The organism is Bacteroides acidifaciens, assembly GCF_903181435.1.
Classification (GTDB): domain Bacteria; phylum Bacteroidota; class Bacteroidia; order Bacteroidales; family Bacteroidaceae; genus Bacteroides.
Genome location: NZ_CAEUHO010000001.1, coordinates 2719390 through 2744869, shown reverse-complemented (window position 1 = coordinate 2744869; position 25480 = coordinate 2719390). Strand labels below are relative to the sequence as shown.

The following is a 25480-nucleotide window of genomic DNA, read 5'->3' as shown; positions in this document are numbered from 1 at the left end:
GCTCATCACAGTTGCAGAATACGGTCGTAAGGCAACTCTATATGCTTGCCGATGGAAGTTGCGATAATTCCGGCTTCTTGTTTTTCGGCTTCGGCAATGATGAGTTCGCCCATGATGCGGCTGTTGTCATCATCCAAGTGGCTGACAGGCTCATCCAAAAACAGGAAATCGAATGGCTGGCAGAGTGCTCGGATAAAGGCGACACGCTGTTGCTGCCCGAAAGAGAGTTTGCCGGCTTTGACGTTTATTTTATCTGCGATGCCCAGTTGCTCGAAGAATGTCAGGATTTCCTTTTTCTTTTTGCATCCGGTAAGGTTGTTTTTCAGTTGTACATTCTCAAGGGCGGTAAGTTCGGTGAAAATACGTAAATCCTGAAAAAGCATACTCAGTGAATGTTTTCTCAGGTCGACCCATTGCTTCACGGAGTATACTTTGATATTGGTTTCATCAAAATTGATAATCCCTTGATAGTCGTTGCGGTAGCCATAGATATAGCTGCACAAGGATGATTTTCCGGTGCCGGAAGCGGCTTCAATCAGGTACATTTCCCCTTTCCGGAAGATAAGGTCTTGATGCCATACGTCTGAGGTCACCGAATTACGGTCAGCAAACACTTGGGGAAGTGTTTGCTGTAGGTGAATACTATTCATACCGTTTGTTTACAGATTATTACATGCCGGCAAATTGCTTGGCAAAGTCTACAATTTGTTTGAGGGCATTGACATCTTTGTCTTTCAGGCAGAGATCGATTTCGCTGACTTCTCCATCCGAACTCATAGACATATAGGATACTTTATTGGCCAGATCAAGATAAGCCTTGACTTCCTTACCACCGAAACCTGCCAGCATCTTGACAACAGGGAGCTCAAGGATAGCTTCGGTGTTGATAGCTATAAACGTAGACTTACCTTTCATGTCTGATGCATAAGGAGTTTCTTTAATAGACTTGTCTGCTGCCTTGCCTACGTTTTTGTAGAGTAACTCGTCGTTGGTAACGTACATTTGCTTGTCTTTAATTCTAAAGAATATGTTCATGACTTTGGTTTTGTAGACGTATTCGTCTTTTCCAAGTTCCAGGATATCTTCTCCTCTTTTCAAGCCCAATGATTGTTTGTTTTTATAAAGAGTTTCGAGTGCATTTCCGTTCTTTACTTCTGCGTATAGCATGAATGTAGGGGCACTGTTCATTGTTACGTTAATCAATCCTGCGGAAATATCACCGTTGAACGAACTGAACAGTTCTTTCACTTCGTCAGCTTTGGCGATAGATATGGTGTTGCGGAATTCTTTATTCTCGCTTAACAGGTTATAAAATCTTTCTCCTTTTATGCCTACATTGAAGAACATCAGTGTAGAAGCTGGGAAGTATTTGACAAAAGTACCGTTGGTTTTTCCAAACGATTCCATTTGCTTTTTCAACAATGCCTTAACAGCATTATTTTCTGTGTAGTTTTCTGATTTGAGAGCAATCTTTCCTTTCTCAAAATTCATTCCGCCTACGAGGGTAATGTCTTCCGGTTTTACTTCAGCGGGCAGACCCATACTTGCTTGACTGCGGTAAATTGCCGGGATAGCTTCCATAGAAGCGAAGAAGTTGACATCACTCTTTTGTTTTTCCATTTTCTGGAAAGCACCGGATTTCACGATACTGTTGTCTGCTGTTTGTTTCATCAAGGCGGTGATTCCCTCTTTTGCTTTGTCTGTTTGGGAAGTACCGTTTACGGTGACGATCATTATAGTAGAGTTATTGAAAGCAAGCAGGCTACCATTCATGGTAGTGAAACTATATCCGTCTGCTTCACTGACTGGCTGACAGATTTGTTCTTTAGTCATCACGTCTAATGAAGCGTGCAGGTTATCTTCATTGTTCACTTTACCTACGACGGCCGGATATGGGAAAGAAGATGAAGAAAATACATAGAATGGGGATTCTACGTCAATACCCGATTCGCTGGGATTTTTCATGACTTTTTCCAATTGCTGGAAAGTAGCGGCGTTCATTCCGCTTTTCAGTGCTTCCAATACTTTTTGTTTGGCAGCTTCATTCTCCTTGTCATCCAATCCTGCTTTACTGGCAAGGGATTTAAGGTTGATAGAAGCGACTACCGAAGCATCAGCCGGTATCACATTAGTGTACTCTGATGTCTTGGAACATGCTGTCAGAAAAACAATCAGTACCGCCAGTACCGAGAGTCGTGAAATCATTTTCTTTGCCATACTTATGTTATTTAAAAGTTGTATAATCATTGGTTCGGCCGGTTGCTATGGTTATTGATTTAGCAGGTTTAGCGTGTGGCAAGCTACCAGTGCCGCTGTTTCTGTACGAAGCCGTGATTTGCCGAGACTGATGGGGACAAATCCCTGCTCAATGGCTTTTTTCACTTCTTCTTCACTGAAATCTCCTTCGGGGCCTATCAGCACAAGTGCGTCTTCTCCGGGCTTCAGGATATTCTTCAGCATCGTTTTTTCACCTTCATAACAATGGGCAATGAATTTTTGTCCTTTGAATTCCTGGACAATGAACTTGTTGAAATCTGTCATTTCATGCAGTTTGGGCAGACGGGCTTTGAGTGATTGCTTGATTGCTGAAACGAGGATTTTCTCGATTCGTTCGGTCTTGATGACTTTACGTTCGGAGAAACGGCAGTTGAGAAAAGTCAGCTCGTCAAAACCTATTTCGGTAGCTTTCTCTGCAAACCATTCGTTACGGTCCATATTTTTGGTCGGTGCCATGGCAATATGTAAATGGCAAGGCCATAGCGGTTCCTGAAAGAGTGTCTCTTTAACGGCTACCTGGCAACGCTTGTTGGTGGCAGCCGTAATTTCTGCTTTATAGAAATTACCCTTGCCATCGGTGAGGGTGATTTCATCTCCGATACTTAACCGTAGGACACGGGTGCAATGTTGTGCTTCTTCTTCTGGAAGTTCATTACTCTTTTGTATATCAGGAGTATAAAATACGTGCATAATAATAGTTACTGATTTTTATTTCTTGAATTGATTTGGTCGCGTATCTGTGCGGCCAATTCGTAGTTCTCATCTTTTATAGCCTGTTGTAATGCCTCTTCTAGAGAGAGAGACGTGGAAGCCGATGAGTGATGTTCTTTTTCGGAGTCTTCGTCATCCTCTGTTTTTTCGGAATGGGTTCTTTTATCGTCAGACATATGCAGACATTCCTGTTCTAGAATGGATTCGTAGATTAGAATTGGACAGTCGGAACGCACAGCCATAGCTATCGCATCCGAGGTGCGTGAGTCGATACGTATAATATCTTCGTCTTTTTTAAGGTAGATATAGGAGTAGAAAATACCATCTTTAGCTTTGTAAATTAACACACGTATCAGACTGGCTCCCAATACTGTGAGAGTGGAAATGAATAAGTCGTGTGTTAGCGGGCGGGGCGTTTTGATTCCCTTCAGATACAGAGCGGTAGCTTGGGCTTCTGCCGGACCGATGATGATCGGCAATTGCCGATCACCGTCCACTTCGCCTAATAGCATCGCAAATGCGCCTACCTGCGCCTGGCTGTTTGTGATATTTATAACTTGTAATTCTACCTTTTTGTCCATTGTTTTTCTTACTTAATTGTTTGATTCTCCCGCTGGTGCTTGTACTTGAATACTAAAGCAAACAGAATTCCGATGACAAGTGCATAAGCTGCAAATATCAGCCAGATATCTGTCCATTCTCGACTTACCAGTTTGCCGTCGGCATATACAGAGAATGCATCCACCACAGCGCCGCTGGCATATCCGCCGATGATTGCTCCCAATCCGTTGGTCATCATAAAGAATAATCCCTGTGCGCTGGCACGGATGGAAGAGCTGGTTTCTTGTTCAACAAACAACGAACCGGAAATGTTGAAAAAATCAAAAGCCATACCGTAAACGATCATGGAAAGGATAAGCATCCACAGTCCGTTACCCGGATCTCCGAAGCCGAACAAAGCAAAACGGAATACCCATGCAAACATACTGATAAGCATTACTTGCTTGATGCCGAAATGTCTCAGGAAGAAAGGTATGGCGAGAATGAACAGCGTCTCGGACATTTGGGATATGGACAACAGGATAACCGAATGTTTCACTCCAAAGGATTCTGCAAATTCGGGAATACTGGCGAAGCTACCCAAAAACAGGTCGCCGTATGTGTTGGTAATCTGTAAGGCTGCTCCCAAAAGCATGGAGAAAAGGAAGAAAATTGCCATTTTCTTTCTTTTGAATAATACCAGTGCATCCAGTCCGAAAGCGGAAAGCAAAGATTTGTTTTCCGACTTAGTGGGGCGGCAAGCCGGCAAGGTGAAAGAATAGAGTCCGAGCAACAATGCAGATGCGGCGCCTACATAAAGCTGCGCACTCGAATTTTTGAATCCGGTAAGGTCTACCGCCCACATGGCACAGATAAAGCCGATTGTTCCCCATACACGAATAGGGGGGAAGTCTTTAATGAGGTCGCACTTATATTGTTCCAGAGAATTGTATGATACAGTGTTGGCCAATGATAAAGTCGGCATATATACTAAGAGGTTAAGTAACATAGCCCAATACATCTGGTCATAACTCGTTGCTGAAGAGGCATAGAAGAGGCAGGCTGCTCCTGCAATATGGCAAAGTCCGTATAAACGTTCCGCATTAAACCATTTATCGGCAATAATACCAATAATACCAGGCATTACCAAAGAAGCGATACCCATAGTGGCGAAAATAGCTCCAATCTGTCCACCTTCGAAGTGGAGTTCTCTACCCATATAACCACCTAGTGATATTAACCATGACCCCCAGACAAAGAATTGCAGGAAGTTCATAATAATCAAACGAACTTTTATACTCATGACTTTTTAAATTTGTGTTTCTCTTTTGTTGATAATAGATGCAAATATAATATTTTCATTGAATAGGTAGACTAGATATTTGATAAAAAGGCGATAAAAAAGGCATAAATGCGAAGAAATGGGGTGATTTGCTTTCGAAAAAGTAGATGGAGGGGGTATAAAAAAAAGAAGGCTATCTATCCCAGACAGCCAATCTTTGTTAACCTTAAATCTAATACCATGAAAAACACAGTGCAAAGATAAGAGGTTTTATGTTATACAACATAATGTTTTGCTATAAATCTTTTATTTGTTAACTCTAATTAACTTTGATTCTTCCTTTTTTCTGTTAACGCCCTCTTTTCTACTCTACATAGAGTACTAATCCTTTGAGGTATTCCCCTTCGGGGTGGTAGATATTTACCGGATGGTCGGCAGGCTGGGTTAGTTGGTGCAGGATACGCACACTGCGTCCCGACATGGCGGCTGCGGTAAATACGGCAGTGCGGAAATTATCCTTGGTCACTACCTGTGAACAGGAGAAAGTGAACAGGATGCCGCCCGGCTTGATTTTCTCGAATGCTTTGGCATTTAGTTTCCGGTAACCTTGCAGAGCATTACGTAAAGCGTCTTTATGCTTTGCGAAGGCTGGTGGGTCAAGAATGATTAAGTCATACTGGTCGCCCATGCGGTCGAGATATTTGAATGCGTCTTCGGCAAAAGCCTCGTGGCGAGGATCACCGGGGAAATTCAACTCTACATTCTTATTTGTTAAATCAATGGCTTTGGCAGAGCTGTCGACAGAGTGGACGAGCGTTGCGCCGCCGCGCATAGCGTAGAATGAAAACCCGCCGGTGTAGCAGAACATATTCAGTACCGAACGGTCTTTGGCATAGCGTTCTAGTAAAGAACGGTTTTCACGCTGGTCTACAAAGAATCCTGTTTTCTGGCCTTTCAGCCAGTCCACATGGAACTTCAATCCGTATTCTTGCGCGATATTATCACTGCTTCCGCCTTTTAGGAAACCGTTTTCAGGGAAAAGGTCGGCTTTAAAAGGGAGCGTTGTCTCTGATTTATAATAAATATTCTCTATTTTATCCCCCATTACTTCTGATAAAGCTTCAGCGATTGCTATGCGGTCTACATGCATTCCTGCCGAATGTGCCTGCATGACAGCGGTCTTGGCGTAAACGTCGATAACCAACCCGGGAAGGTTGTCACCTTCACCGTGTACGAGACGATAGGTATTGTTCGTTGGATTCGTAGCAATACCGATGCTGCGACGCATGTCGTATGCAATTTCCAACTTACGTTTCCAGAACTCGTGGTCGATAGGTTCTTGGCGGAAAGAAAGTACGCGTACGGCGATACTTCCGATTTGGAAATGTCCTTCAGCGATAAATTCTTTTTTTGAGGTATATACTTCTACAACTTCACCTTCTTCGGGTTCTCCGTCGAAACGGGAGATTGCACCGGAGAAAATCCAGGGGTGAAATCTTTTGAGTGACTCTTCTTTGCCGGGTTTGAGGTAGACTTTATGCATGATGTTCTATTTATCTGATTCGATTAAATGTTCTTCTTTCTTTTCTTCGGGGGCTATTTCATAATTGCCCGTTTGCTTCAGCTCTTGTAGCAGGTTATAGATGTTGAGACAAGCCCAGGCATCGGTGGCGGCATATTGCTTTTGTCCGTCACTCAGTACATCGGCTTCCCAGTTGGATAGGCGTTGTGATTTGGAAATCTTTTCTTTAAACAGTATTGCGTAAATCTTTTGCAGGCTTTTGTCCTGGATGCCGAACTGGCGTACATAATCTTGCAGCTCGATGCAACTCTGCTGAGTGAAAGGTGCACGTTTATGCAGCATCATAAAATCATCTTTTAGTGAAAGGCCGACTTTAATCACGCCCGGATTTTCCAACAAGTCAACTAATGGCTGGGTTAACCCTGTCATATTAAGACGAAACAAAAAGCAACATTCTTCGGAAGAAATCTGAAGGAGTGCTACTTTGTGCGACTGTCCTTTCGTGAAGGAAGGGCGCGTTTCGCTATCGATACCTATCACAGTTCTGGATTGCAGGTAGGCTACCGCCTTTTCCGTTTCCGCTTCCGATTGGATAACATGGATTCGTCCCGGAAAAATGGTTTTCGGGAGCTCCTTTAATTCATCTTTATCTATGGTTCTTCTTACAATCATTTCTAATCTATTCATCGTGGTGGCAATGGCAGCCGTCTTCGTGATAGTGGCAATCGTCATCGTGGCAATGGCAACCGTCCTCTTCTTGTTGGTTGTATTTCACGTCGTGGAGTGCACGCAGCGTGTTTACCAGCTTCTGTCCCCACAACATTCTGAAATTCTCCTGGCAGAGTGCCAATGAGTCGTTCATCGTTTCGTTCAGTCCCAATTGGAAAACGAAAATAAAATCTCTGATATCCTGATAGATATCTGCCAAATCTTCCGAAATGGATTTTTTGATGGGTTGGTCGCTATAAACCATATCCTGTACGAATACGTCCAGATAATCATCCTTGTCGCCCATCAATTCCGCAAGATTGATACGTAGGATTTCGTAGATTTCCTCTGTCACATACGTTTCGAGTTCCTCATCCCCGATAGTCTCGCATTCCGGGAGCATAGATGCTTTGAGATAGAGCAGGGGTAGTATTTTCAGGGATGTATCAACGAAGTCGCTACGCTTCATGCGTTCGGCACGTTCGAGAAATGCACAAAATTCGGCGGCTACCGTTACGAACTCAATTACATTCTTATCAAATATCGTTTGGCTTTCTTTTTCCATAATCAGTATTGATTTGAAACGCAAAGGTAAGAAAAAGGATTGAATGAGCGTAGTGCTCGTTATTTTTTTATTATTTTTGCGGCTTAGAATAGGATTCCAATTTTATAAAAAGAATAAAAAGTCATGGCAAAGAAGAAATTAGATAAGGAGACGGAGCGTACTCCCTCTTCCCCAAGTAAAATCGTTGCAATATTGAAGAATGAAACTGTCCATTTTGTCATCGGATTGATGCTGGTCATCTTTTCCGTTTACTTGCTGTTAGCTTTTTCCTCGTTCTTTTTCACGGGAGCAGCAGATCAGAGTATTATTGACAGCGGAAATCCGGCCGACCTGTCGGTAGTTGACAATCATGTGAAGAACTATGCCGGTTCGCGCGGAGCACAGTTGGCGAGTTATCTGATTAATGACTGTTTTGGTATCTCTTCTTTCTTTATTCTTGTCTTTTTGGCTGTGGCGGGATTGAAACTGATGCGTGTGCGTATTGTCCGTCTATGGAAATGGTTTATCGGATGTACGCTGCTGTTGATCTGGTTCTCCGTATTCTTCGGATTTGCCTTTATGGATCATTATCAGGATTCTTTTATTTATTTGGGCGGTATGCACGGATATAATGTCAGCCGTTGGTTGATTTCCCAGGTGGGTGTGCCTGGAGTATGGATGATTCTGTTGGTAACGGCTATCTGTTTCTTTATATATATCAGTGCGCGTACGGTTGTCTGGTTGCGTAAGCTGTTCTCATTGAGTTTCTTGAAACGTAAGAAGAGAGAAGAAGTGGAGGCAGCTCCGGCAGTAGGTGGTGAACCGGAATTTGCAACCTCTCAGCCGCAAGAAGTGGAATTTAACTTGAAACGGACTTATAAGCAGACGCCGCCTGTACCTGTGATGGATATACAATCTGAAGAGCATGAAGAAGAGGAAGACTTGCCGGTGAATCAGCCGGAAACGGAAGAATCCTCTTCTTTATCTGAAGAAAGCGAAGGAGTGACTATGGTGTTTGAACCGGCTGCTTCTAATTCTGTTGTATCACTCCCGAAGGAAACTGCTGAGGATGAAGAACCTGGATTTGAAGTGGAATCTGCTGCTTCGGAAGAAGAGTATCAGGGCCCGGAAGTGGAACCTTACAATCCGACCAAGGATTTGGAGAACTACCGTTTTCCTACTATCGACTTGATGAAACATTTCGAAAATGACGACCCGACGATTGATATGGATGAGCAGAATGCGAATAAAGACCGTATCATCAATACGTTACGCAGCTTCGGTATTGAGATTAGTACGATTAAGGCAACGGTAGGGCCTACGGTCACTCTCTATGAAATCACTCCCGAGCAAGGCGTGCGTATTTCCAAGATTCGCGGATTGGAAGACGATATTGCGTTGAGTCTTTCTGCTGACGGTATCCGTATTATCGCTCCGATACCGGGTAAGGGAACTATTGGTATTGAGGTGCCGAACAAGAATCCGAAGATTGTTTCCGGGCAAAGCGTTATTGGTAGCAAGAAATTCCAAGAGTCCAAATTTGACCTGCCTATTGTGCTTGGTAAGACTATTACGAATGAGGTCTTTATGTTCGACCTTTGCAAGATGCCGCACGTGTTGGTGGCAGGTGCAACTGGGCAGGGTAAGTCTGTCGGATTGAATGCGATTATTACATCCTTATTATATAAGAAACATCCGGCCGAGCTGAAATTTGTTTTGGTCGATCCGAAAAAAGTGGAATTCAGTATCTACTCGGTTATTGAAAATCATTTCCTAGCCAAACTTCCCGATGGTGGTGAACCGATTATTACAGACGTAACGAAGGTTGTGCAAACCTTGAATTCTGTTTGCGTGGAAATGGATACGCGCTATGATTTGTTGAAAATGGCGCATGTGCGTAACGTTAAAGAATATAATGAGAAGTTTGTCAACCGTCGCCTGAATCCGGAGAAGGGACATAAATTCATGCCGTATATCGTGGTCGTTATTGATGAGTTTGGTGACTTGATTATGACAGCTGGTAAGGAAGTGGAACTCCCAATTGCCCGTATCGCCCAATTGGCGCGTGCTGTCGGTATTCATATGATTATCGCTACGCAGCGTCCGACTACTAATATTATTACAGGTACGATTAAGGCTAACTTCCCGGCTCGTATCGCTTTCCGTGTATCTGCTATGATGGACTCCCGTACTATTCTTGACCGTCCGGGAGCAAACCGTTTGATTGGAAAGGGAGATATGCTCTTCTTGCAGGGAGCTGATCCGGTACGTGTGCAATGTGCCTTTATTGATACGCCGGAAGTAGAAGAAATTACGAAGTTTATTGCCCGTCAGCAGAGTTATCCTACTCCGTTCTTCTTGCCCGAATATGTGAGTGAGGATAGTGGTAGTGAGGTGGGCGATATTGATATGGGACGCCTCGATCCGTTGTTCGAAGATGCAGCCCGGTTGGTCGTTATTCATCAGCAAGGTTCCACTTCCTTGATTCAGCGTAAATTTTCTATCGGTTATAATCGTGCCGGCCGTATCATGGATCAACTTGAAAAAGCGGGAATCGTTGGACCCACGCAGGGAAGTAAAGCGCGTGACGTACTTTGTATCGATGATAACGACCTTGAAATGCGTTTGAACAATTTGCAGTAATCAATCGTTTATTAATCAAATGAGAAAATACATTTTTAGTGTTTTAATAGCTTTACTGTCATTGCCTGTGATTGCTCAGCAACAGCAGTCGCAGGCTAAAGTTGTTCTTGATAAGACGGCTGAGGCATTTCGTAAAGCAGGCGGCGTGAAGGCTGATTTTATTATAAAGGCGGTGACAAATGGACTTGCAGAAGCGGCGGAGAGCGGAACTATTCAGCTAAAGGGTGAGAAGTTCGTATTGAAAACCTCTGATATGGTCACCTGGTTTGACGGGAAGACGCAGTGGAGTTATGTGACGAAGAATGATGAAGTGAATGTCAGCAATCCGACTCAGGAAGAGTTGCAGCAGATTAATCCGTATACGTTTCTTTATATATATCAAAAAGGATTCTCTTACAAACTGGGAACAGCGAAAATATTTTGCGGAAAAACTGTTTGGGAGGTAGTTTTGACGGCTAAGGATAAGAAACAGGAATTGGAACGCATTACTCTTTATGTGACGAAGGATGCTTACGAACCTCTGTATATTCTGCTTCAACAACGTGGGCAACAGATGCGTAATGAAATAACCATTATGAATTATCAGACAGGGCAGGATTATGCGGATAACATTTTTGTTTTTAACAGAAAGCAATATCCGAGTGCAGAGATTATTGATTTGAGATAAAGTGTTTTTTTGAATAACAAAACAATAAAAGTATAATAAAATGGCAGAAATAGAAAAAGTTAAGTGCCTGATTATTGGTTCAGGACCTGCTGGATACACGGCAGCGATTTATGCAGGACGTGCAAATTTGTGTCCGGTGCTTTATGAAGGATTGCAGCCCGGTGGGCAGTTGACTACGACTACGGATGTTGAAAATTTCCCCGGTTATCCTGAAGGTATCAGTGGTCCGCAGTTGATGGAAGACTTGCGTGCGCAGGCAAGCCGTTTTGGGACAGATGTTCGTTTTGGTATTGCTACTGCGGCAGATTTGAGCAAGGCTCCTTATAAAATAACGATTGACGGAGAAAAAGAAATCGAAACGGAAACATTGATAATTTCTACGGGGGCGACAGCTAAGTACCTGGGTCTGGAAGATGAAAAGAAATATGCTGGAATGGGTGTCAGTGCCTGTGCCACTTGTGACGGTTTCTTTTATCGTAAGAAAGTGGTTGCCGTTGTTGGTGGCGGTGATACTGCCTGTGAAGAGGCGGTTTATCTTGCGGGACTTGCGTCAAAAGTATATCTGATTGTCCGCAAGCCTTTCCTGCGTGCGTCGAAGATTATGCAGGAACGTGTGATGAATCATGAGAAGATAGAAGTGCTTTTCGAACATAATGCTGTCGGTCTGTACGGTGACAATGGTGTAGAAGGAGTAAATCTTGTGAAGCGTTGGGGTGAACCGGATGAAGAACGTTACAGTTTGCCTATTGACGGTTTCTTCCTAGCTATTGGCCATAAACCAAATTCAGATATATTCAAGGATTATTTGGATACTGATGAAGTTGGTTATATTATTACAGACGGTGGTAGTCCGCGTACGAAAGTTCCCGGAGTTTTTGCTGCCGGAGATGTAGCCGACCCGCATTATCGCCAGGCTATTACAGCGGCAGGTAGTGGTTGCAAGGCTGCTATCGAAGCCGAACGTTATCTTTCTGCAAAAGGAATTATCTAAGATAAGAAATTATCCGATAACTTTCCGGTTATTATCAAATATAAAGAGGCTGATTTTAAGTCCTCTTTCGAAAGAATCGCTTAAATTTTACCTAAGAATACGTTAGAATCCGTAAACTTGGGTAAAGTTTAGGCGATTTTATTATAGGTATCTTTATAATGTCATCTTGTATATACTCCTTTCTCTTTTTAGTTTTACAGAAAAATGTAAGCGAATTCTCTTTATTCTTTCATCACTAACAAATATAAGGAACGTTTTTACGGGGTGAAGTTGTTATTTATAAGTTTGTTTGGCTTCTTTATAGTTTGTTTGATAAATATGTTTACTAATAATATTATATTTTGTATTGATAATTTATTGTTGTTACGGGTTGCAGTGTTGCTTGATATTTAACATATATTTTATTGTATGTTTACTTGTAATGCGTATATTTGCGGCGTTAAACCTTTAAAATCGGGAAAATGTAAAATGTTAACCTATTGTTGATGTACTTCTAAAATTTTAGAAGTAGGCGGTTTGCTGCTTGATATATGACTTTATATAAACGTTTATGTAAAAATATATATTTGTTATTTGTAAATAACTTTTTTAATTTTAAATTTATTATTGAATGAAAACAACTCTGAATCGCAAAGGCTTTTATCTGCTCTTTAGCTTTTTGTTACTTGCAGGTGGTGGGAGTGTGTATGCATCCGACTCTCATACCGTCAGTCAAGTGCAAGACAATGTAATCAGTGTTTCTGGTACTGTGAAAGATAACAAAGGAGAACCTCTGATTGGTGTAAGTGTACTGGTGAAGGGTACTACTAATGGTACGGTAACTAATCTGGATGGAAAGTTTTCTCTGAAGGTTTCCGCTGGTGATGTCCTTGAATTCTCGTATATTGGCTATGCTGCCCAGTCTGTGACGATAGCCAATGCTAATCCTTTAAATATCGTATTAGAAGAAGATACGGAAGTATTGGACGAAGTGGTAGTCACAGCTTTGGGTATCAAGCGTTCTGAAAAGGCGTTGACGTACAACGTACAGCAGGTGAAAGGTGATGAATTGACTGCTGTAAAGAGTTCTAACTTTATGAGCTCGTTAGCAGGAAAGGCTGCCGGTGTACAGATTAATAATAGTTCATCAGGTCCCGGTAGTGGTGTAAAGGTGGTGATGCGTGGTGCTAAATCTATCAGTCAGAACAACAATGCGTTGTATGTGATTGATGGTATTCCGATGTACAACGTCAATACATCAAGTAGCGGGGATTCGATGAATTCACGTGGTAGTACGGAGTCCATTGCCGATATTAATCCGGATGACATCGAAAGCATGTCATTGCTGACAGGTCCTTCTGCAGCTGCGCTCTATGGTTATGAGGGTGCTAACGGAGTAGTACTTATTACCACTAAAAAAGGTCGTAGCGGCAAGACGAGTCTAAGTTATAGTTTGAGTGCTACATTTAGTAACCCGCTGATGATGCCCGAATTTCAAAATAGATATGGTAATGTAGTGGGCGAGTCGGATAGCTGGGGTAATCCTACCGACTATCGTTACGATCCTTCCGGATTCTTCAATACAGGAACGAACATTACTAACTCCGTAGCTCTTTCTACTGGTAATGATAAGAGTCAGAGTTATTTCTCTGTGGCTGCTACCAATGCTACAGGTATTCTGCCTAATAACGATTACGACCGTTATAACTTTACGTTCCGCAACACTGCTAACTTCCTGAATGATAAATTTATCTTGGACACTAGTGCCAATTATATCATTCAGAATGACAAGAACATGATTTCCCAGGGATCTTATATGTCTCCGTTTCCGGCCCTCTATCTGTTCCCCCGAGGTGAAAGTTTCGATGATGTTGCTACTTACGAACACTTCGACCCGTTGACAGGTGCTACAACGCAATTTTGGCCTTACGGTCAAATGGGACTCGACCAGCAGAACCCTTACTGGACGATGAACCGTATGAACCGTGAGACAGAAAGAAGACGTTATAAGCTGGCTGCCAGTCTGCAATATAAAATTATGGAAGGATTGAATGTACAGGGACGTGTCAGTATTGACAATACCGAAAATATCTTTACGGAAAAGTTCCATGCCGGGACATTGGCCACATTCTCCGGTCCAAAGGGACATTATAAAGAGGATATCCGTTTCGATCGTCAAACTTATGCCGATGTGATGGCTAATTTCAATAAGACATTCGGTGATTTCAATATTGTTGCCAACCTCGGTGCCTCTATCAAGGATACTCGTATGAAATCCAGTGTCATAACCGGAAACTTGGAATTGGTGACTAATCATTTTACAATTGAGAATCTGTCGCGTACCAATAACTATAAAGTAGAAGCTAACGGTTTGAAACGTCAGACACAGTCTATTTTCGCCAATGCGGAAATTGGTTGGAGAAGTTTCCTTTATTTAAGTCTTACGGGACGTTCAGACTGGGATTCTGCATTTGCGTTCTCCGATAGAGGAACCAAAGCTTTTTTCTATCCTTCCATAGGTCTTTCCGGTATTCTGAGCGAAGTTATTAAATTGCCCGATTGGTTCACTTTCCTGAAGGCGCGTGTATCCTATACTTCTGTGGGTAACTCCTACGATCCATATATGACTAAAGTGCGCTATGAATACGACCCACAGAACCATGCCTATAAGGTGATGTCTCACTATCCGAACTCTGATTTGAAACCGGAAAAAACTAATTCTTTCGAAGCCGGTTTGAATATGCGTTTCTTCGACAATTCGCTGAACTTAGACATTACCTACTATACCTCTGATACTAAGAACCAGACATTCTACGCACCACTTCCTGCCAGTTCAGGTTTCAAAGATGTAGCTATTCAGGCGGGTAGCGTACAGAATCAGGGTATCGAGATGGCGTTGGGATATAACAATGAGTGGAGAGATTTCGGTTGGAGCTCTAACCTGACATTTACTTATAATAAGAACAAAATCAAATCGCTGGCAAATGGCGTACAGAATCCTTATACAGGTGAGTTGATCCAAATGGACTTCGTTGAAAAGGCACGTTTGGGTAGCGGAAACGCTCCGACATTGCGTCTGGTTGAAGGTGGTTCAATGGGTGACATCTATACTAACCGTGACTTCAAGCGTGACAACAACGGTTATATCAGCCAGGATCCCAAGACTGGATTGCCTACTATGATTGAGACAGAACACAGAAAGATTGGTTCTGTGTTGCCTAAGGTCAATATGGGTTGGAGAAACTCGTTCACTTATAAAGGTTTCCGCCTGAATGTATTATTGAGTGGTCGTTTCGGAGGTAATGTGGTTTCCGGTACACAGGCGTTCATGGATCGTTTTGGTGTATCAGAATATAGTGCGAAGTTGCGTGATGCCGGTGGTGTAGTGATTAACGGAAGAACGATTTCTGCCAAGGATTATTTGGGTATTGTGGCAGCCGGTTCCGGTGAAAGTGACTTCTATGTGTATGATGCTACCAATATTCGTTTGCAGGAAGTTAGTTTGGAATACACTATCTCCAGAAAGAAACTGCATAACATAGCCGATGTAACGTTGGGCCTGATTGGAAACAATCTTGCCATGATTTATTGCAAGGCTCCGTTCGACCCCGAACAGGTGGCGTCGTCTACCAGTACGTTCTACACAGGGGTGGATTATTTCATGCAGCCTAGCTTAAGAAACATGGGTTTCAGTGTAAAAGTACAATTCTAAAAAAAATGGAACGAATTATGAGAAAAATCAATATGATTAAGGCTGTAAGCGCAGTAACTTTCGCATCATCGTTGTTACTCGCTTCATGTACAGGAAATTTTGAAGATTTAAATACACATCCCACGGATGTTTATGATGACCAGATGACTGAGATTGAGAAGGTTGGTTCGGTATTTCCCGTGATGACCTATCTGCTCAATCCGCAACAGGAAAACAATAGCCAGATGACCGAACAAATGGTGGGTTCACAGTATGGCGGTTATTTTACGTGTACTAACAAATGGAACGGTACCAACTTCGGTTCATTCAATCCGCAACTTAACTGGGTGGATACTCCTTTCAAGGATCTGTTCACGGATTTTTATCCTAACTTTCTGAAGGTGAAGGAACAGACCGGAGGTGTTGGAACAATTTATGCTTGGGCTTCCATTATCCGCGTAGGCGTAATGCTCCGTGTAGCCGACACATATGGTCCTATTCCTTATTCTCAGATGGGGCAGGGTGAATTTGCCGTGGCTTATGATGATGTTAAGGAACTGTATCACAACATGATTACCGATTTGACGAAGAGCATTGAAGTACTGTCTGGTGTTAGTGGAACTTCGACAGCATATGCAGACTATGATGTTATGTATCAGGGTGATTTCAGTAAATGGGTGAAATATGCCAATTCGTTGAAATTACGTATGGCTGTGCGTATTGCAGCTGTGGATACCGAATATGCCCAACAAGTGATGGCGGAAGCTATTCAGAGTGGCGTGATTGAGTCCAACAGTGATAATGCTTACCTGAAGACCTCTAATAATCCGTTCCGTCTGGCTTCACAAGACTGGGGTGACTTGGCTGTTAATGCTACGATTTCTGCCTATATGAATGGTTATAACGATCCCCGTATTGGTAAATACATGACGGAGTCTAAACAGAATTACTGCGGAGCACGCATGGGTAACAATAGTGATAATTTTAAGAATAATTACGGGCAACCGGGTGTTTATGGAGCAAGCGCAAACTATTCGAAGCCAGCATTTGAAAGAAACTCACCGATGCCTGTATTTTATGCGGCCGAAACTTATTTCCTGAAAGCGGAAGCTGCTCTTCAAGGCTGGATTGACGGTGGAGAGGCTGCTGCCAAAGGATATTATGAACAAGGTATCCAAACTTCTATGGAACAATATGGAGTGAGTGCTGGTAATTATTTGTCAAGCACAACAAAACCGACCGGTTTCACGGATGCCATAAATGCTAGCGATAGTTATACGTTTACAACCGCAGCAGCTTCTGTATCTTGGGAAGATGGTGTTAACAAACTTCAGAAGATTATTACTCAAAAGTGGATTGCTAATTATCCGATCGGTTTTGAGGCTTGGAATGACTTCCGTCGTACAGGCTACCCAGAGATGGTTCCTCCGAAAAACAACATAAGTTCAGCCGGATATATCGGAACTATTACCGATAGTCGCATGGTGCGCCGTCTTCCTTATCCTTCTACGGAAAAGGATAGTAACTCTGCTAATCTGGAAGTAGCAATTTCTATGTTGGGTGGTCCGGATAATGGTAACACAGACTTGTGGTGGGCTAAAAAGAACTAATCTTTAAATTATTTCAAGAATATGAAAATGAAAAATATCAAGACTATAGGATTCTCGTTTGCGGTTGCGCTGTTTGCGGCAAGCTGTACGGATGTAGAATCTATCAATAACGTTGACTTGAACGGAACCGTCAAGACGGATGAATACTATGCCGCTTTGCGTGAGTGGAAACAGACACCGGGATTGCCACAGGTGTTTGTATGGTTTGACAGTTGGACTGGCACTACGCCTACGGGTGAAACGAGTCTGCGTGGTTTACCGGATTCGGTAACGATTGCTTCCAATTGGGGAGGTCATCCGAAATTCGAACTGACTCCGGAAAGAAGAGCTGATATGGAGTATGTACAGAAAGTGAAAGGGACGAAAGTAGTGGTAACATTGTTCTCGCAGAACATCGGGGATGACCTGCCGGACAAGGAAATTTATCATACAGCAGGAACCAGTCGGGATCCGGAAGTGGTACGTCCTGCCATCAAGGCTTATGCGGAAGACCTTTACAGAGCTTGTCTGGAATGTGGCTATGATGGCTATGACTGGGACTATGAACCCGGTGGTGGAATGGGAGCCGGTCAGCTTTGGGCTAATAAAGTACAAAGGACCATTTTCGTGGAAGAACTTTCTTATTGGTTCGGACATGGCGCGATGGATCCAAATCGTGACCGTGGCGACCGTCCTATGCCAGAAAAACGTCTTCTTTTCTTGATTGATGGTGAAGTTGGAGTCCGTACCGGTATGGATAAAGAATGGCTCTCTTACTATGTGGACTATTTTGTGCTGCAAGCTTATGGTGGAATGTCTGATTGGAGAATAGAGGGAGTGTTCGATGATATGGATGACTGGATTCAGCAGGGAATCATTACGCCTGAAGAAATTGTCCGCAGAACTATTACAACCGAAAACTTTGAGTCTTATGCCAGCACTGGTGGAGGGTTCCTAACTACAATGGCTAATTATATTTACAAAGGAACGTATAATATAAAAGGGGAAACGGTTAACATCGATCAGCAAATTGGTGGTTGCGGTCTCTATCGTTGTGGTTTCGACTATAATCAGGGCAAGGGAGATTATGACGGTTCACCGGAATACTATTTCTTGCGTAAAGGTATCACTACTCTTTATAGCATCTACTATGATCGTCTGAATGGCACATCCAATGGCGATGAATAAGAATAAATAACGGTTAAATGAATTTTATAAGCATAAAAGTTATGAAATATATCTATTTATCAAGTTTTATCATTGCACTGTCGGCATTCCTGTTTATGGGATGCGATAATGCAGACTACAAAGCGCAGGGAAATAGTCTGTATATTGCAGATGCTGCTGGTACGGCCAAAGCTGTAACAATCACTATGGATGGTGGTGCGGATATCAATGTAACAGTGCGTTTAGCACAGAAGCTCGCGGAAGATGTAGAAGTGGAAATCGGATTTGCACCGGAAATAATTGCAGGTTATAATGCTAATAATGGTACAGAATATGAAGCACTGTCGGCGGAGCATTTGCCGCAAGGTGCTACGGTGACTATTCCTGCCGGTGAAATTAGTGCCACTTTCCAGTTGCATATTAATGACTTTGCAACGAATGGTGTTACTTATGCCGTTCCTTTAGCATTGGGTAATGTGTTGAAAGGTGATGTGAAGAAATCTGCTGCGCAAGGGCATTTTATCTATGTACTCTCCAAGCCGTTGAATGTATCTGTTCCAGTGATGAAACCCCGCAGTTCGGAAAGGGTAGAGACAGACCCGGATACAGACTGGGGTGTTTCTGTAGAGACTTACACATTGGAAACATGGGTACGTATGAGTAACTTGAATAAAAATAATCAGGCTATTTTTAATGTTCGTGCCAATAATGAGGTGTATGTTCGTTTTGGTGATGCCAACCGTCCTTACAACTATCTGCAAGTTAAAGCTCATGGTGACGGTGGAACAGAGACTGCAAAGGATTGGAATATCAATCAATGGTATCATTTGGCAATTGTTTATAACGGAAGTGAACTCATCATCTATCGTGACGGAGAACGTGTGGCAGGAAAGCAGGTGCCTGCTCCGAAAGGTGGAATGGTAATAAATGGCTTGCAGATGATTTCCAGTAGTGCTACATATTTCCCGGCAGAATGTGCTATGAGTCAGGTACGTTTCTGGAATTATGCTCGTTCGCAAGCTGAAATTCAGAATAATATGTTCTTTGAAGTTAATCCTAAGAATCCGAACTTGATTGGTCTTTGGCCATTGGATGAGGGCGAAGGCAGTACATTCAGGGATGCTACCGGACAAGGACGTGGTATGACTGCAGGTGAAGGTCTTGTCAGACGTTGGGAGCATGATGTACGCTTCGATAAAAAATAAATGACTTTTTTACATAATAATGTGAAATAGGTATTGGTAATACACAAGGGAAGCCCCGGTTTATCCGAGTATCTGTGAGAATACGAGGTAATGCTGGGGCTATTTTTGTGTTCTTCAAAGTGATGGGTTTTACCTACGCCACCAAAATATTTATTGCCATGATAGATAACAGTAACCAAGTAGAAGAAAGATTTTCAGCGTTTTATTATGCAAACTTTTCGAAAATAAGAAAATATGCATACAGATTGTTGAAATCAGAGTGTGATGCAGAAGATGTGGCACAGGAAGTATTTATCAAGCTTTGGGAACAACAGGAAATCTGGGTGAGCAATGAGCGGAAACTAGACTCTTATCTTTTGGTTATGACTAGAAATATAGCTTTAAACATTCTTAAGCATCAGCGGATAAAACAGGAATATAGAGAGCGTTTTATACAGGAGTTTCCATTCTATGAACAGGCAAATAATGATAATTTCTGGGCGGACATATACCGTCGGGAAATACTGCAAAACATCTTTATAATGTTGGAAACTGTTCCTGAACGTAGAAGGAGCATATTTAAACTCAGCCGTTTTAAAGGCAAAAGCCATAGAGAGATAGCCAACAAACTGAATATATCTGTTCATACGGTAGAACGGCAAATATATTTAACGCAGCTAAAGCTAAGGGAAGTATTCTTGCTCATTTAGCGGCAAACGTCTAGCATCAGTCCTCGATAAACAAAGCATTAGCAAAGACAAAAGAAGAAAGATACTGTTTTATCCAATCTTGCTTATTTTCTTCAGCTTCTCTTCTTCGATGATTTTGATTTTTCTTCCGTCGATAGTAATCAGTCGTTCCGTAGCAAACTGAGACAGCGTGCGGATAGCGTTCGAAGTAGTCATATTCGAAAGATTTGCCAAATCTTCTCGTGATAGGTAAATGCTCAAAGTTGAGCCGTCTTCTTCCAGCCCATAACTTTCTTTCAGGAAAATCAAGGATTCGGCGAGACGTCCGCGGATATGTTTTTGAGTCAGGTTGACCGTACGTTCGTCGGAGATGCCGAGGTCGATAGAAAGCTGTCGGATAAAGAACATTGCCAAGTCGTTGTTCTGGGCGACTAAAGTAGTGATGGCACTCATCGGTATAAGACAGACAACAGAAGGTTCGAAGGCAGCGGCGGCAGTTACAAAATCCTCTTTGGCAAAATAGGCACGATAGGCAAAGTATTCGCGTGGTTTAATCATGCGGATAATCTGACTTCTACCCCCTACGCCATCTTTGAAGATTTTGACTTTACCACTGATAAGACACATCAGGTGGGATGGTGTTTCTCCTTCGCAATAGATGGTTTCATTCTTTTTGTAGGTCTGTATTGTATAATTGTTCATCAGAAACTCTTTTTGCTCGTTATTTAAAGGAGCTAACATATCGGATAACGGCTCCGAAATATCTATGTCTGACATGTTCATTTTTACCATGAGTGCTATAAAACTGTGTTATACAGCACAAAAGTAAAAATAAAAAATGAGAAAATGCACGAATCTATAAAAAGATTGCACAAAAGCGGGAGCTTTCGTGCAATCTTGCAGGCATTTTATTTGGTAAACAACAGTTCCCTGTATTTGGGTAACGGCCATATTTCGTCGTCTACTTCCATCTCAAGATGATCGATATGGTCGCGGATCTGGTCGAGGTAAGGACGTACTTTTTCTTCGTAGGCAAACGCTCTTTCCTTATAGTTCTCTAGGTGGTTGGCTACTTTTCGTGCTTCGGTCATCTCGCGAACCAGTACTTTGATTGAAGTCACCCGATGCGAAATCTCACGAATCAGTTCTTTGCGGTCGGCACTCAGCACTTCGTATTCTTCGGCAGGGAATATTTCTTTCAGTCCGCGAAGATTTTCGAGCAGCCGATTCTGATAGGCAACAGCAGTCGGTACGATGTGGTTGATGGCAAGGTCGCCCAAGACACGGCCTTCAATCTGGACCTTCATGGTATATTTCTCCAGTTCCACTTCCAGACGGCTGTTCAACTCTGTCTCGTTGAAGATACGTTCGCCGATAAGTACAGCTTTGGATTGGTGGTCAACGTAGTGCATCAGGGCTTCCGGGACGTGGCAGATGTTAGTCAGTCCGCGGCGTGCGGCTTCCTGTTTCCATTCTTCGGAATAACCGTCACCTTCGAAACGGATGGGTTCGGAAGCGATGATTGTTTCTTTCAGCAAGCGGAAGATAGCTTCGTCTTTGCCTACCCCTTCTTCCATCAGTTTCTCTACCGACGCACGGAATTCATTCAACTGGTTTGCCATGGCAGCGTTGATAGCAATCATGGCAGCGGCACAGTTGGAAGAAGAGCCGGCGGCACGGAACTCAAACCGGTTTCCGGTGAAGGCGAAAGGAGAGGTGCGGTTACGGTCGGTCGTATCGAGCAGGATTTCGGGGATACGTCCGATACCCAGTTTCAATGTCGTTTTTTCCTCCGGTGTCATCTTCTCGTTTCCTACTTGGCGTACAATTTCGTCAAGGGTTGCCGAAAGTTGCGAACCCAGAAAGCAGGAGAGGATGGCGGGTGGGGCTTCGTTGGCTCCCAAGCGGTGACTGTTGCTGGCACTCATAATGGAAGCACGCAGCAGGTTCTGGTTTTTATAAACCATCATCAATACGTTCACCAGGAAAGTAAGGAACAGCATATTTCCTTTCGGGTTTTTGCCTGGAGCGAACAGGTTGACACCTGTATCAGTACAAAGCGACCAGTTGTTGTGCTTGCCCGAACCGTTCACGCCGCTATAAGGTTTCTCATGCAGAAGCACGTTGAAGTGATGCTTGCGGGCAATACGTTTCATCAAGTCCATGACAAGTTGGTTGTGGTCGTTCGCCAGGTTGCAGTTCTCGAAGATAGGAGCCAACTCGAATTGGTTGGGAGCTACCTCGTTGTGGCGGGTCTTGGCGGGAATGCCCAGTTTGTGACATTCTATTTCGAGTTCCTTCATAAAGGCGGTGACACGTGGCGGGATAGAGCCGAAATAGTGGTCTTCCAACTGCTGGTCTTTGGCGGAAGAGTGTCCCATCAGTGTCCGTCCGGTGAGGCAGAGGTCGGGGCGTGCATTATATAAGGAAGAGTCGACAAGGAAATATTCCTGTTCCCATCCCAGATTCGTATAGACGCGTGTCACGTTCTTGTCGAACAACTGACAAACTTCCGTAGCCGCTTTGTCTACGGCGGCGAGTGCTTTCAATAGAGGAGTTTTGTAATCCAGCGCTTCGCCCGTATAAGAAATAAAGATGGTAGGGATACAAAGAGTCGTATCCACTACGAATGCGGGTGAAGAAACGTCCCATGCCGTATATCCGCGTGCTTCGAAAGTGTTGCGGATGCCGCCGTTGGGAAAAGAAGAAGCGTCCGGCTCCTGTTGGATAAGTAATTTCCCGGAGAAGCGTTCGATAACTCCGCCATCTTCGCCGAACTCGATAAAGCCATCATGCTTTTCGGCTGTTCCGTCCGTCAAAGGCTGGAACCAATGTGTGTAGTGAGTGACGTTGAGTGACTTGGCCCAGCTTTTCATACCATTAGCAACTAAGTCCGCCACTTCGCGGCTGATAGGCGTACCTTTTTCGATAGCATCGGTCACAGCCTTGTAGGCTTCCTTCGGAAGATACTCCTGCATCTTTTTGCGGTCGAATACATGACTACCATAATAATCAGAGAGTTTGTTGGAAGGAGCAGTAACTTCCAAAGGCTTCCGGTTGGAAAGCTCTTGTAATGCAAAAAATCTCATTTTAGACATAAATGGTCTGTTATTTATCGGTTGATGGCGCAAAATTATATGTTTTTTCTGAAAGTACCCCTATTTTTTAGGGGGTAATTTGAAAAATAAGATGTTTTTTTGAATAGCTCCCCTTCGGACTTAAGGGGGAGGCTGAACTTTATGGTCGTGACGTAAAAACACTGGTAAACATATAAGTTTTGTACAGGTCACATCAGTGAGGCATTTAGATAACTTGGAAAATTCTCTGTGACATTTTTGTTTGTATTCTAAGTATTATACGGGGAAAAACAAAAATGTCGCAGAGCTTATTATCAATGTTTTATCTTTAAAAATAGCCTGATTTTAAGATAAGTTTGCAAAAAACAATAGGGAGTTTTTATCTTTTTCGGAATAAAAACTGCATTTTCCTTTTAATTATTTGAATTTCAGTATTTTGATTGTTCTGGTTTCATGATTTCTATAATTTTCCACCTCTGCATATTGTTCCAATTCTTTAGTCGTGATGCCTCTTCCTGTATTCAGTCCCATCTTCTTATATACCTGTTTGAGCATACTTTTCACTTCCTGAACGGACAATTCGGAACCTACAGGGAAGGCCCGCTGGATAGATGTCCGCATTTGCCCTGATTTCTTAATCGTATGTTCGCTGCTGACATTCAATGCTGTACGCAACTTATTTTCGTTGTAATCGGATTTCCGTATAAATTCTGCTCCGAACCGACAGAAGCAATCGTATATATACCTGTCAGCGGTCGAAGTAATCAGGTTTCCCAACATGCGTTGGTAACGTTTTTGCAGTTTCTTGTCAGTGGCTCTGCCCATCTTTTCCATCTCTTCCAGCTTGCGGACGATAAGCTCCGCCCGCTTTTTCTTTGCCAAGCGGTGCTGGATTGCCATACGTTCATTGTCCGAAATCGGCATGAGGCGTTCTTCATGTGAGAACTCAAAATAATTGGTCTGCCGATAGGCATTACACAACAGCTCGGTAGATGTATATAGACGTTTCACTTGTTCCTTCTCATAGAAATTGGTTATCAGAAACGGGTCTGGCTTTCCGTTCTCGTCCAGATAAGGAAGGTAGGAATTTTCTCCGATAGCTTCCTGCAATAATGTCCTTTCGCCGATATTCGATGTCCGTGCCAGTTGTGCTTTCCATCCGTTGAAAATGGTAGCTGCACCTTGAATCCATCGGTCAATCTCCGACGAAGACATACATTCCAGTTCCGGTCGGATAGAAGCAATATGTGTCACACTGTTTACTCCACCCCGGAAACGCCCGATGATTTGAATAGCTTCGGTAGCCGGGTCGATAACCGATTGTGCGGCACCGTATAAATCGCTGATGAAAATGACATGCGGGGGATTTTTGCATACGATGTCTACTGCCGAATAGAAACGTGAGGTGAAGAAATTGTAACGTTCCAGTTCGGTAATCATCATTGATTTTTTGCGTCGGTTGCCTTTCCATAGTTTGTATTGCCCGTCTTCGCTGCAAAAAGTACATGCATTACTCAGTTCGGGTATCAATCGGTAAAAACTGTCTATTGAGTCAATGCTGTTGCAGAAGATGCAGACCGTTCCTCGCTTCGCTTCAATCACTTCCTGCAATGTCTCCAGTACATTGTTCGTAGTGATAAGTTTCAGCTTTTGGTGATATGCGTAATCCGGCTTAATCAGTACGCGCATAAAACTGTCGAAACGGTTGTCCTTTTCGGGTATGATAGGGGTGGCGGATATCAGTGCCTTGTTTTGGAAATGAAAGAAATCGTTCATCGGTTCGCGGATAGAATCACGGTAATGTACGTCCTGCACTAACTTCTCACATTCATCAAACAGGATGAAGCATTCTGCGTACATATCTATCCCCACCGCTTGCATCGCTTCCTTGATTTTCGTGAAACCTTCGGGAGTGGTCAACAGCTTGTAATGCTTATCACGGTTTTCTTCCAGGAAATCAGCCACTTTTCGGATAGTCACCCCTTTATAGACAGCCAGTGCATTTTTATGTTTCTTTGCTTTCGACTCGATAACAGGTACATTAGGCTCGATAATGATAGATTTCCGCGGTGCTGTCAGTTCGCAATGTGTAGCTCCCAGTCCGGGTAGTAACTTATTGATGATGCAATTGGTTGGGATAAAGTCTTTATCGGCACGTTTCAATGCATCCGCAAAGTATTCGCCTTTTCGGATGGAGTAGGTTCTGTCGTATTCCATAT

General features: G+C 43.1%; 19 protein-coding genes. 8 read left to right on the top strand and 11 right to left on the bottom strand.

What is annotated here, in order from left to right:
• Positions 1 to 5 precede the first annotated feature (5 nt).
• The 8 genes from CLIN57ABFB40_RS11575 to CLIN57ABFB40_RS11540 all read right to left on the bottom strand — a co-directional run bounded on the left by CLIN57ABFB40_RS11575 (position 6) and on the right by CLIN57ABFB40_RS11540 (position 7605).
• Positions 6 to 650 carry an ATP-binding cassette domain-containing protein gene (locus CLIN57ABFB40_RS11575; protein ID WP_175630188.1) on the bottom strand — a complete coding sequence of 215 codons (645 nt, stop codon included), beginning with the start codon at positions 648 to 650 and terminating at the stop codon, positions 6 to 8.
• A 19-nt stretch (positions 651 to 669) separates the two neighbouring features.
• Positions 670 to 2217 carry a DUF4836 family protein gene (locus CLIN57ABFB40_RS11570; RefSeq protein WP_175630187.1) on the bottom strand — a complete coding sequence of 516 codons (1548 nt, stop codon included), beginning with the start codon at positions 2215 to 2217 and terminating at the stop codon, positions 670 to 672.
• Positions 2218 to 2268: 51 nt separating this feature from the next.
• Entirely contained in the window at positions 2269 to 2967 is a 699-nt protein-coding gene (locus CLIN57ABFB40_RS11565) for a 16S rRNA (uracil(1498)-N(3))-methyltransferase (protein WP_175630186.1), read from the bottom strand.
• Positions 2968 to 2975: 8 nt separating this feature from the next.
• Positions 2976 to 3569 (bottom strand): bifunctional nuclease family protein, encoded by a 594-nt coding sequence (locus tag CLIN57ABFB40_RS11560; RefSeq protein ID WP_175630185.1) that lies wholly within the window; start codon positions 3567 to 3569, stop codon positions 2976 to 2978.
• A gap of 8 nt (positions 3570 to 3577) precedes the next feature.
• A complete protein-coding gene (locus tag CLIN57ABFB40_RS11555) occupies positions 3578 to 4831 on the bottom strand; it encodes a nucleoside permease (RefSeq protein WP_175630184.1) in 1254 nt (417 codons plus the stop codon).
• A gap of 343 nt (positions 4832 to 5174) precedes the next feature.
• The gene (locus tag CLIN57ABFB40_RS11550; RefSeq protein ID WP_175630183.1) at positions 5175 to 6353 is read right to left on the bottom strand and encodes a class I SAM-dependent rRNA methyltransferase; all 1179 of its coding nucleotides are present in this window, start codon (positions 6351 to 6353) and stop codon (positions 5175 to 5177) included.
• 6 nt (positions 6354 to 6359) lie between these two features.
• Positions 6360 to 7004, bottom strand: coding sequence for a 3'-5' exonuclease (locus CLIN57ABFB40_RS11545; protein WP_175630182.1), 645 nt, complete (start codon positions 7002 to 7004; stop codon positions 6360 to 6362).
• A 7-nt stretch (positions 7005 to 7011) separates the two neighbouring features.
• Positions 7012 to 7605: a DUF5063 domain-containing protein gene (locus CLIN57ABFB40_RS11540; RefSeq protein WP_175630181.1), complete on the bottom strand. Its 594-nt coding sequence runs from the start codon at positions 7603 to 7605 to the stop codon at positions 7012 to 7014.
• 123 nt (positions 7606 to 7728) lie between these two features.
• Between CLIN57ABFB40_RS11540 and CLIN57ABFB40_RS11535 the strand changes: the two genes are divergently transcribed.
• The 8 genes from CLIN57ABFB40_RS11535 to CLIN57ABFB40_RS11500 all read left to right on the top strand — a co-directional run bounded on the left by CLIN57ABFB40_RS11535 (position 7729) and on the right by CLIN57ABFB40_RS11500 (position 20205).
• Positions 7729 to 10227: a DNA translocase FtsK gene (locus tag CLIN57ABFB40_RS11535; protein WP_175630180.1), complete on the top strand. Its 2499-nt coding sequence runs from the start codon at positions 7729 to 7731 to the stop codon at positions 10225 to 10227.
• A 19-nt stretch (positions 10228 to 10246) separates the two neighbouring features.
• Positions 10247 to 10894 (top strand): LolA-like putative outer membrane lipoprotein chaperone, encoded by a 648-nt coding sequence (locus tag CLIN57ABFB40_RS11530; protein ID WP_175630179.1) that lies wholly within the window; start codon positions 10247 to 10249, stop codon positions 10892 to 10894.
• 40 nt (positions 10895 to 10934) lie between these two features.
• A complete protein-coding gene (gene trxB, locus CLIN57ABFB40_RS11525; RefSeq protein ID WP_175630178.1) occupies positions 10935 to 11885 on the top strand; it encodes a thioredoxin-disulfide reductase in 951 nt (316 codons plus the stop codon).
• 610 nt (positions 11886 to 12495) lie between these two features.
• Positions 12496 to 15576 (top strand): SusC/RagA family TonB-linked outer membrane protein, encoded by a 3081-nt coding sequence (locus CLIN57ABFB40_RS11520; RefSeq protein WP_175630177.1) that lies wholly within the window; start codon positions 12496 to 12498, stop codon positions 15574 to 15576.
• Positions 15577 to 15593: 17 nt separating this feature from the next.
• A complete protein-coding gene (locus tag CLIN57ABFB40_RS11515) occupies positions 15594 to 17165 on the top strand; it encodes a SusD/RagB family nutrient-binding outer membrane lipoprotein (protein ID WP_175630176.1) in 1572 nt (523 codons plus the stop codon).
• Between the two features lie 21 nt (positions 17166 to 17186).
• Positions 17187 to 18332: a glycoside hydrolase family 18 gene (locus tag CLIN57ABFB40_RS11510; RefSeq protein ID WP_175630175.1), complete on the top strand. Its 1146-nt coding sequence runs from the start codon at positions 17187 to 17189 to the stop codon at positions 18330 to 18332.
• 41 nt (positions 18333 to 18373) lie between these two features.
• Positions 18374 to 19516 (top strand): DUF1735 and LamG domain-containing protein, encoded by a 1143-nt coding sequence (locus tag CLIN57ABFB40_RS11505; RefSeq protein WP_175630174.1) that lies wholly within the window; start codon positions 18374 to 18376, stop codon positions 19514 to 19516.
• A gap of 158 nt (positions 19517 to 19674) precedes the next feature.
• Positions 19675 to 20205 (top strand): RNA polymerase sigma-70 factor, encoded by a 531-nt coding sequence (locus tag CLIN57ABFB40_RS11500; RefSeq protein ID WP_175630173.1) that lies wholly within the window; start codon positions 19675 to 19677, stop codon positions 20203 to 20205.
• Between the two features lie 69 nt (positions 20206 to 20274).
• On the opposite strand, the gene CLIN57ABFB40_RS11495 is transcribed toward CLIN57ABFB40_RS11500, so the two are convergent.
• From CLIN57ABFB40_RS11495 to CLIN57ABFB40_RS11485, 3 genes are all read right to left on the bottom strand, one after another.
• On the bottom strand, positions 20275 to 20976 hold the full coding sequence (locus CLIN57ABFB40_RS11495; RefSeq protein ID WP_175630172.1) for a Crp/Fnr family transcriptional regulator: 702 nt from the start codon (positions 20974 to 20976) through the stop codon (positions 20275 to 20277).
• Positions 20977 to 21092: 116 nt separating this feature from the next.
• Complete coding sequence (locus CLIN57ABFB40_RS11490; RefSeq protein ID WP_175630171.1) at positions 21093 to 23282, bottom strand: glutamine synthetase III; 2190 nt, start codon at positions 23280 to 23282, stop codon at positions 21093 to 21095.
• Positions 23283 to 23678: 396 nt separating this feature from the next.
• Positions 23679 to 25478, bottom strand: a complete 1800-nt coding sequence (locus tag CLIN57ABFB40_RS11485; protein ID WP_175630170.1) for a hypothetical protein — start codon at positions 25476 to 25478, stop codon at positions 23679 to 23681.
• Between the last annotated feature and the right edge of the window lie 2 nt (positions 25479 to 25480).

Coding starts and splice junctions, on each gene's coding strand:
- CLIN57ABFB40_RS11520 (WP_175630177.1), top strand. CDS start 12,496: ATGAAAACAACTCTGAATCGCAAAGGCTTTTATCTGCTCTTTAGCTTT.
- CLIN57ABFB40_RS11570 (WP_175630187.1), bottom strand. CDS start 2,217: ATGGCAAAGAAAATGATTTCACGACTCTCGGTACTGGCGGTACTGATT.
- CLIN57ABFB40_RS11510 (WP_175630175.1), top strand. CDS start 17,187: ATGAAAATGAAAAATATCAAGACTATAGGATTCTCGTTTGCGGTTGCG.
- CLIN57ABFB40_RS11490 (WP_175630171.1), bottom strand. CDS start 23,282: ATGTCTAAAATGAGATTTTTTGCATTACAAGAGCTTTCCAACCGGAAG.
- CLIN57ABFB40_RS11565 (WP_175630186.1), bottom strand. CDS start 2,967: ATGCACGTATTTTATACTCCTGATATACAAAAGAGTAATGAACTTCCA.
- CLIN57ABFB40_RS11485 (WP_175630170.1), bottom strand. CDS start 25,478: ATGGAATACGACAGAACCTACTCCATCCGAAAAGGCGAATACTTTGCG.
- CLIN57ABFB40_RS11505 (WP_175630174.1), top strand. CDS start 18,374: ATGAAATATATCTATTTATCAAGTTTTATCATTGCACTGTCGGCATTC.
- CLIN57ABFB40_RS11575 (WP_175630188.1), bottom strand. CDS start 650: ATGAATAGTATTCACCTACAGCAAACACTTCCCCAAGTGTTTGCTGAC.
- CLIN57ABFB40_RS11555 (WP_175630184.1), bottom strand. CDS start 4,831: ATGAGTATAAAAGTTCGTTTGATTATTATGAACTTCCTGCAATTCTTT.
- CLIN57ABFB40_RS11500 (WP_175630173.1), top strand. CDS start 19,675: ATGATAGATAACAGTAACCAAGTAGAAGAAAGATTTTCAGCGTTTTAT.
- CLIN57ABFB40_RS11540 (WP_175630181.1), bottom strand. CDS start 7,605: ATGGAAAAAGAAAGCCAAACGATATTTGATAAGAATGTAATTGAGTTC.
- trxB (WP_175630178.1), top strand. CDS start 10,935: ATGGCAGAAATAGAAAAAGTTAAGTGCCTGATTATTGGTTCAGGACCT.
- CLIN57ABFB40_RS11535 (WP_175630180.1), top strand. CDS start 7,729: ATGGCAAAGAAGAAATTAGATAAGGAGACGGAGCGTACTCCCTCTTCC.
- CLIN57ABFB40_RS11495 (WP_175630172.1), bottom strand. CDS start 20,976: ATGGTAAAAATGAACATGTCAGACATAGATATTTCGGAGCCGTTATCC.
- CLIN57ABFB40_RS11515 (WP_175630176.1), top strand. CDS start 15,594: ATGAGAAAAATCAATATGATTAAGGCTGTAAGCGCAGTAACTTTCGCA.
- CLIN57ABFB40_RS11550 (WP_175630183.1), bottom strand. CDS start 6,353: ATGCATAAAGTCTACCTCAAACCCGGCAAAGAAGAGTCACTCAAAAGA.
- CLIN57ABFB40_RS11560 (WP_175630185.1), bottom strand. CDS start 3,569: ATGGACAAAAAGGTAGAATTACAAGTTATAAATATCACAAACAGCCAG.
- CLIN57ABFB40_RS11530 (WP_175630179.1), top strand. CDS start 10,247: ATGAGAAAATACATTTTTAGTGTTTTAATAGCTTTACTGTCATTGCCT.
- CLIN57ABFB40_RS11545 (WP_175630182.1), bottom strand. CDS start 7,004: ATGATTGTAAGAAGAACCATAGATAAAGATGAATTAAAGGAGCTCCCG.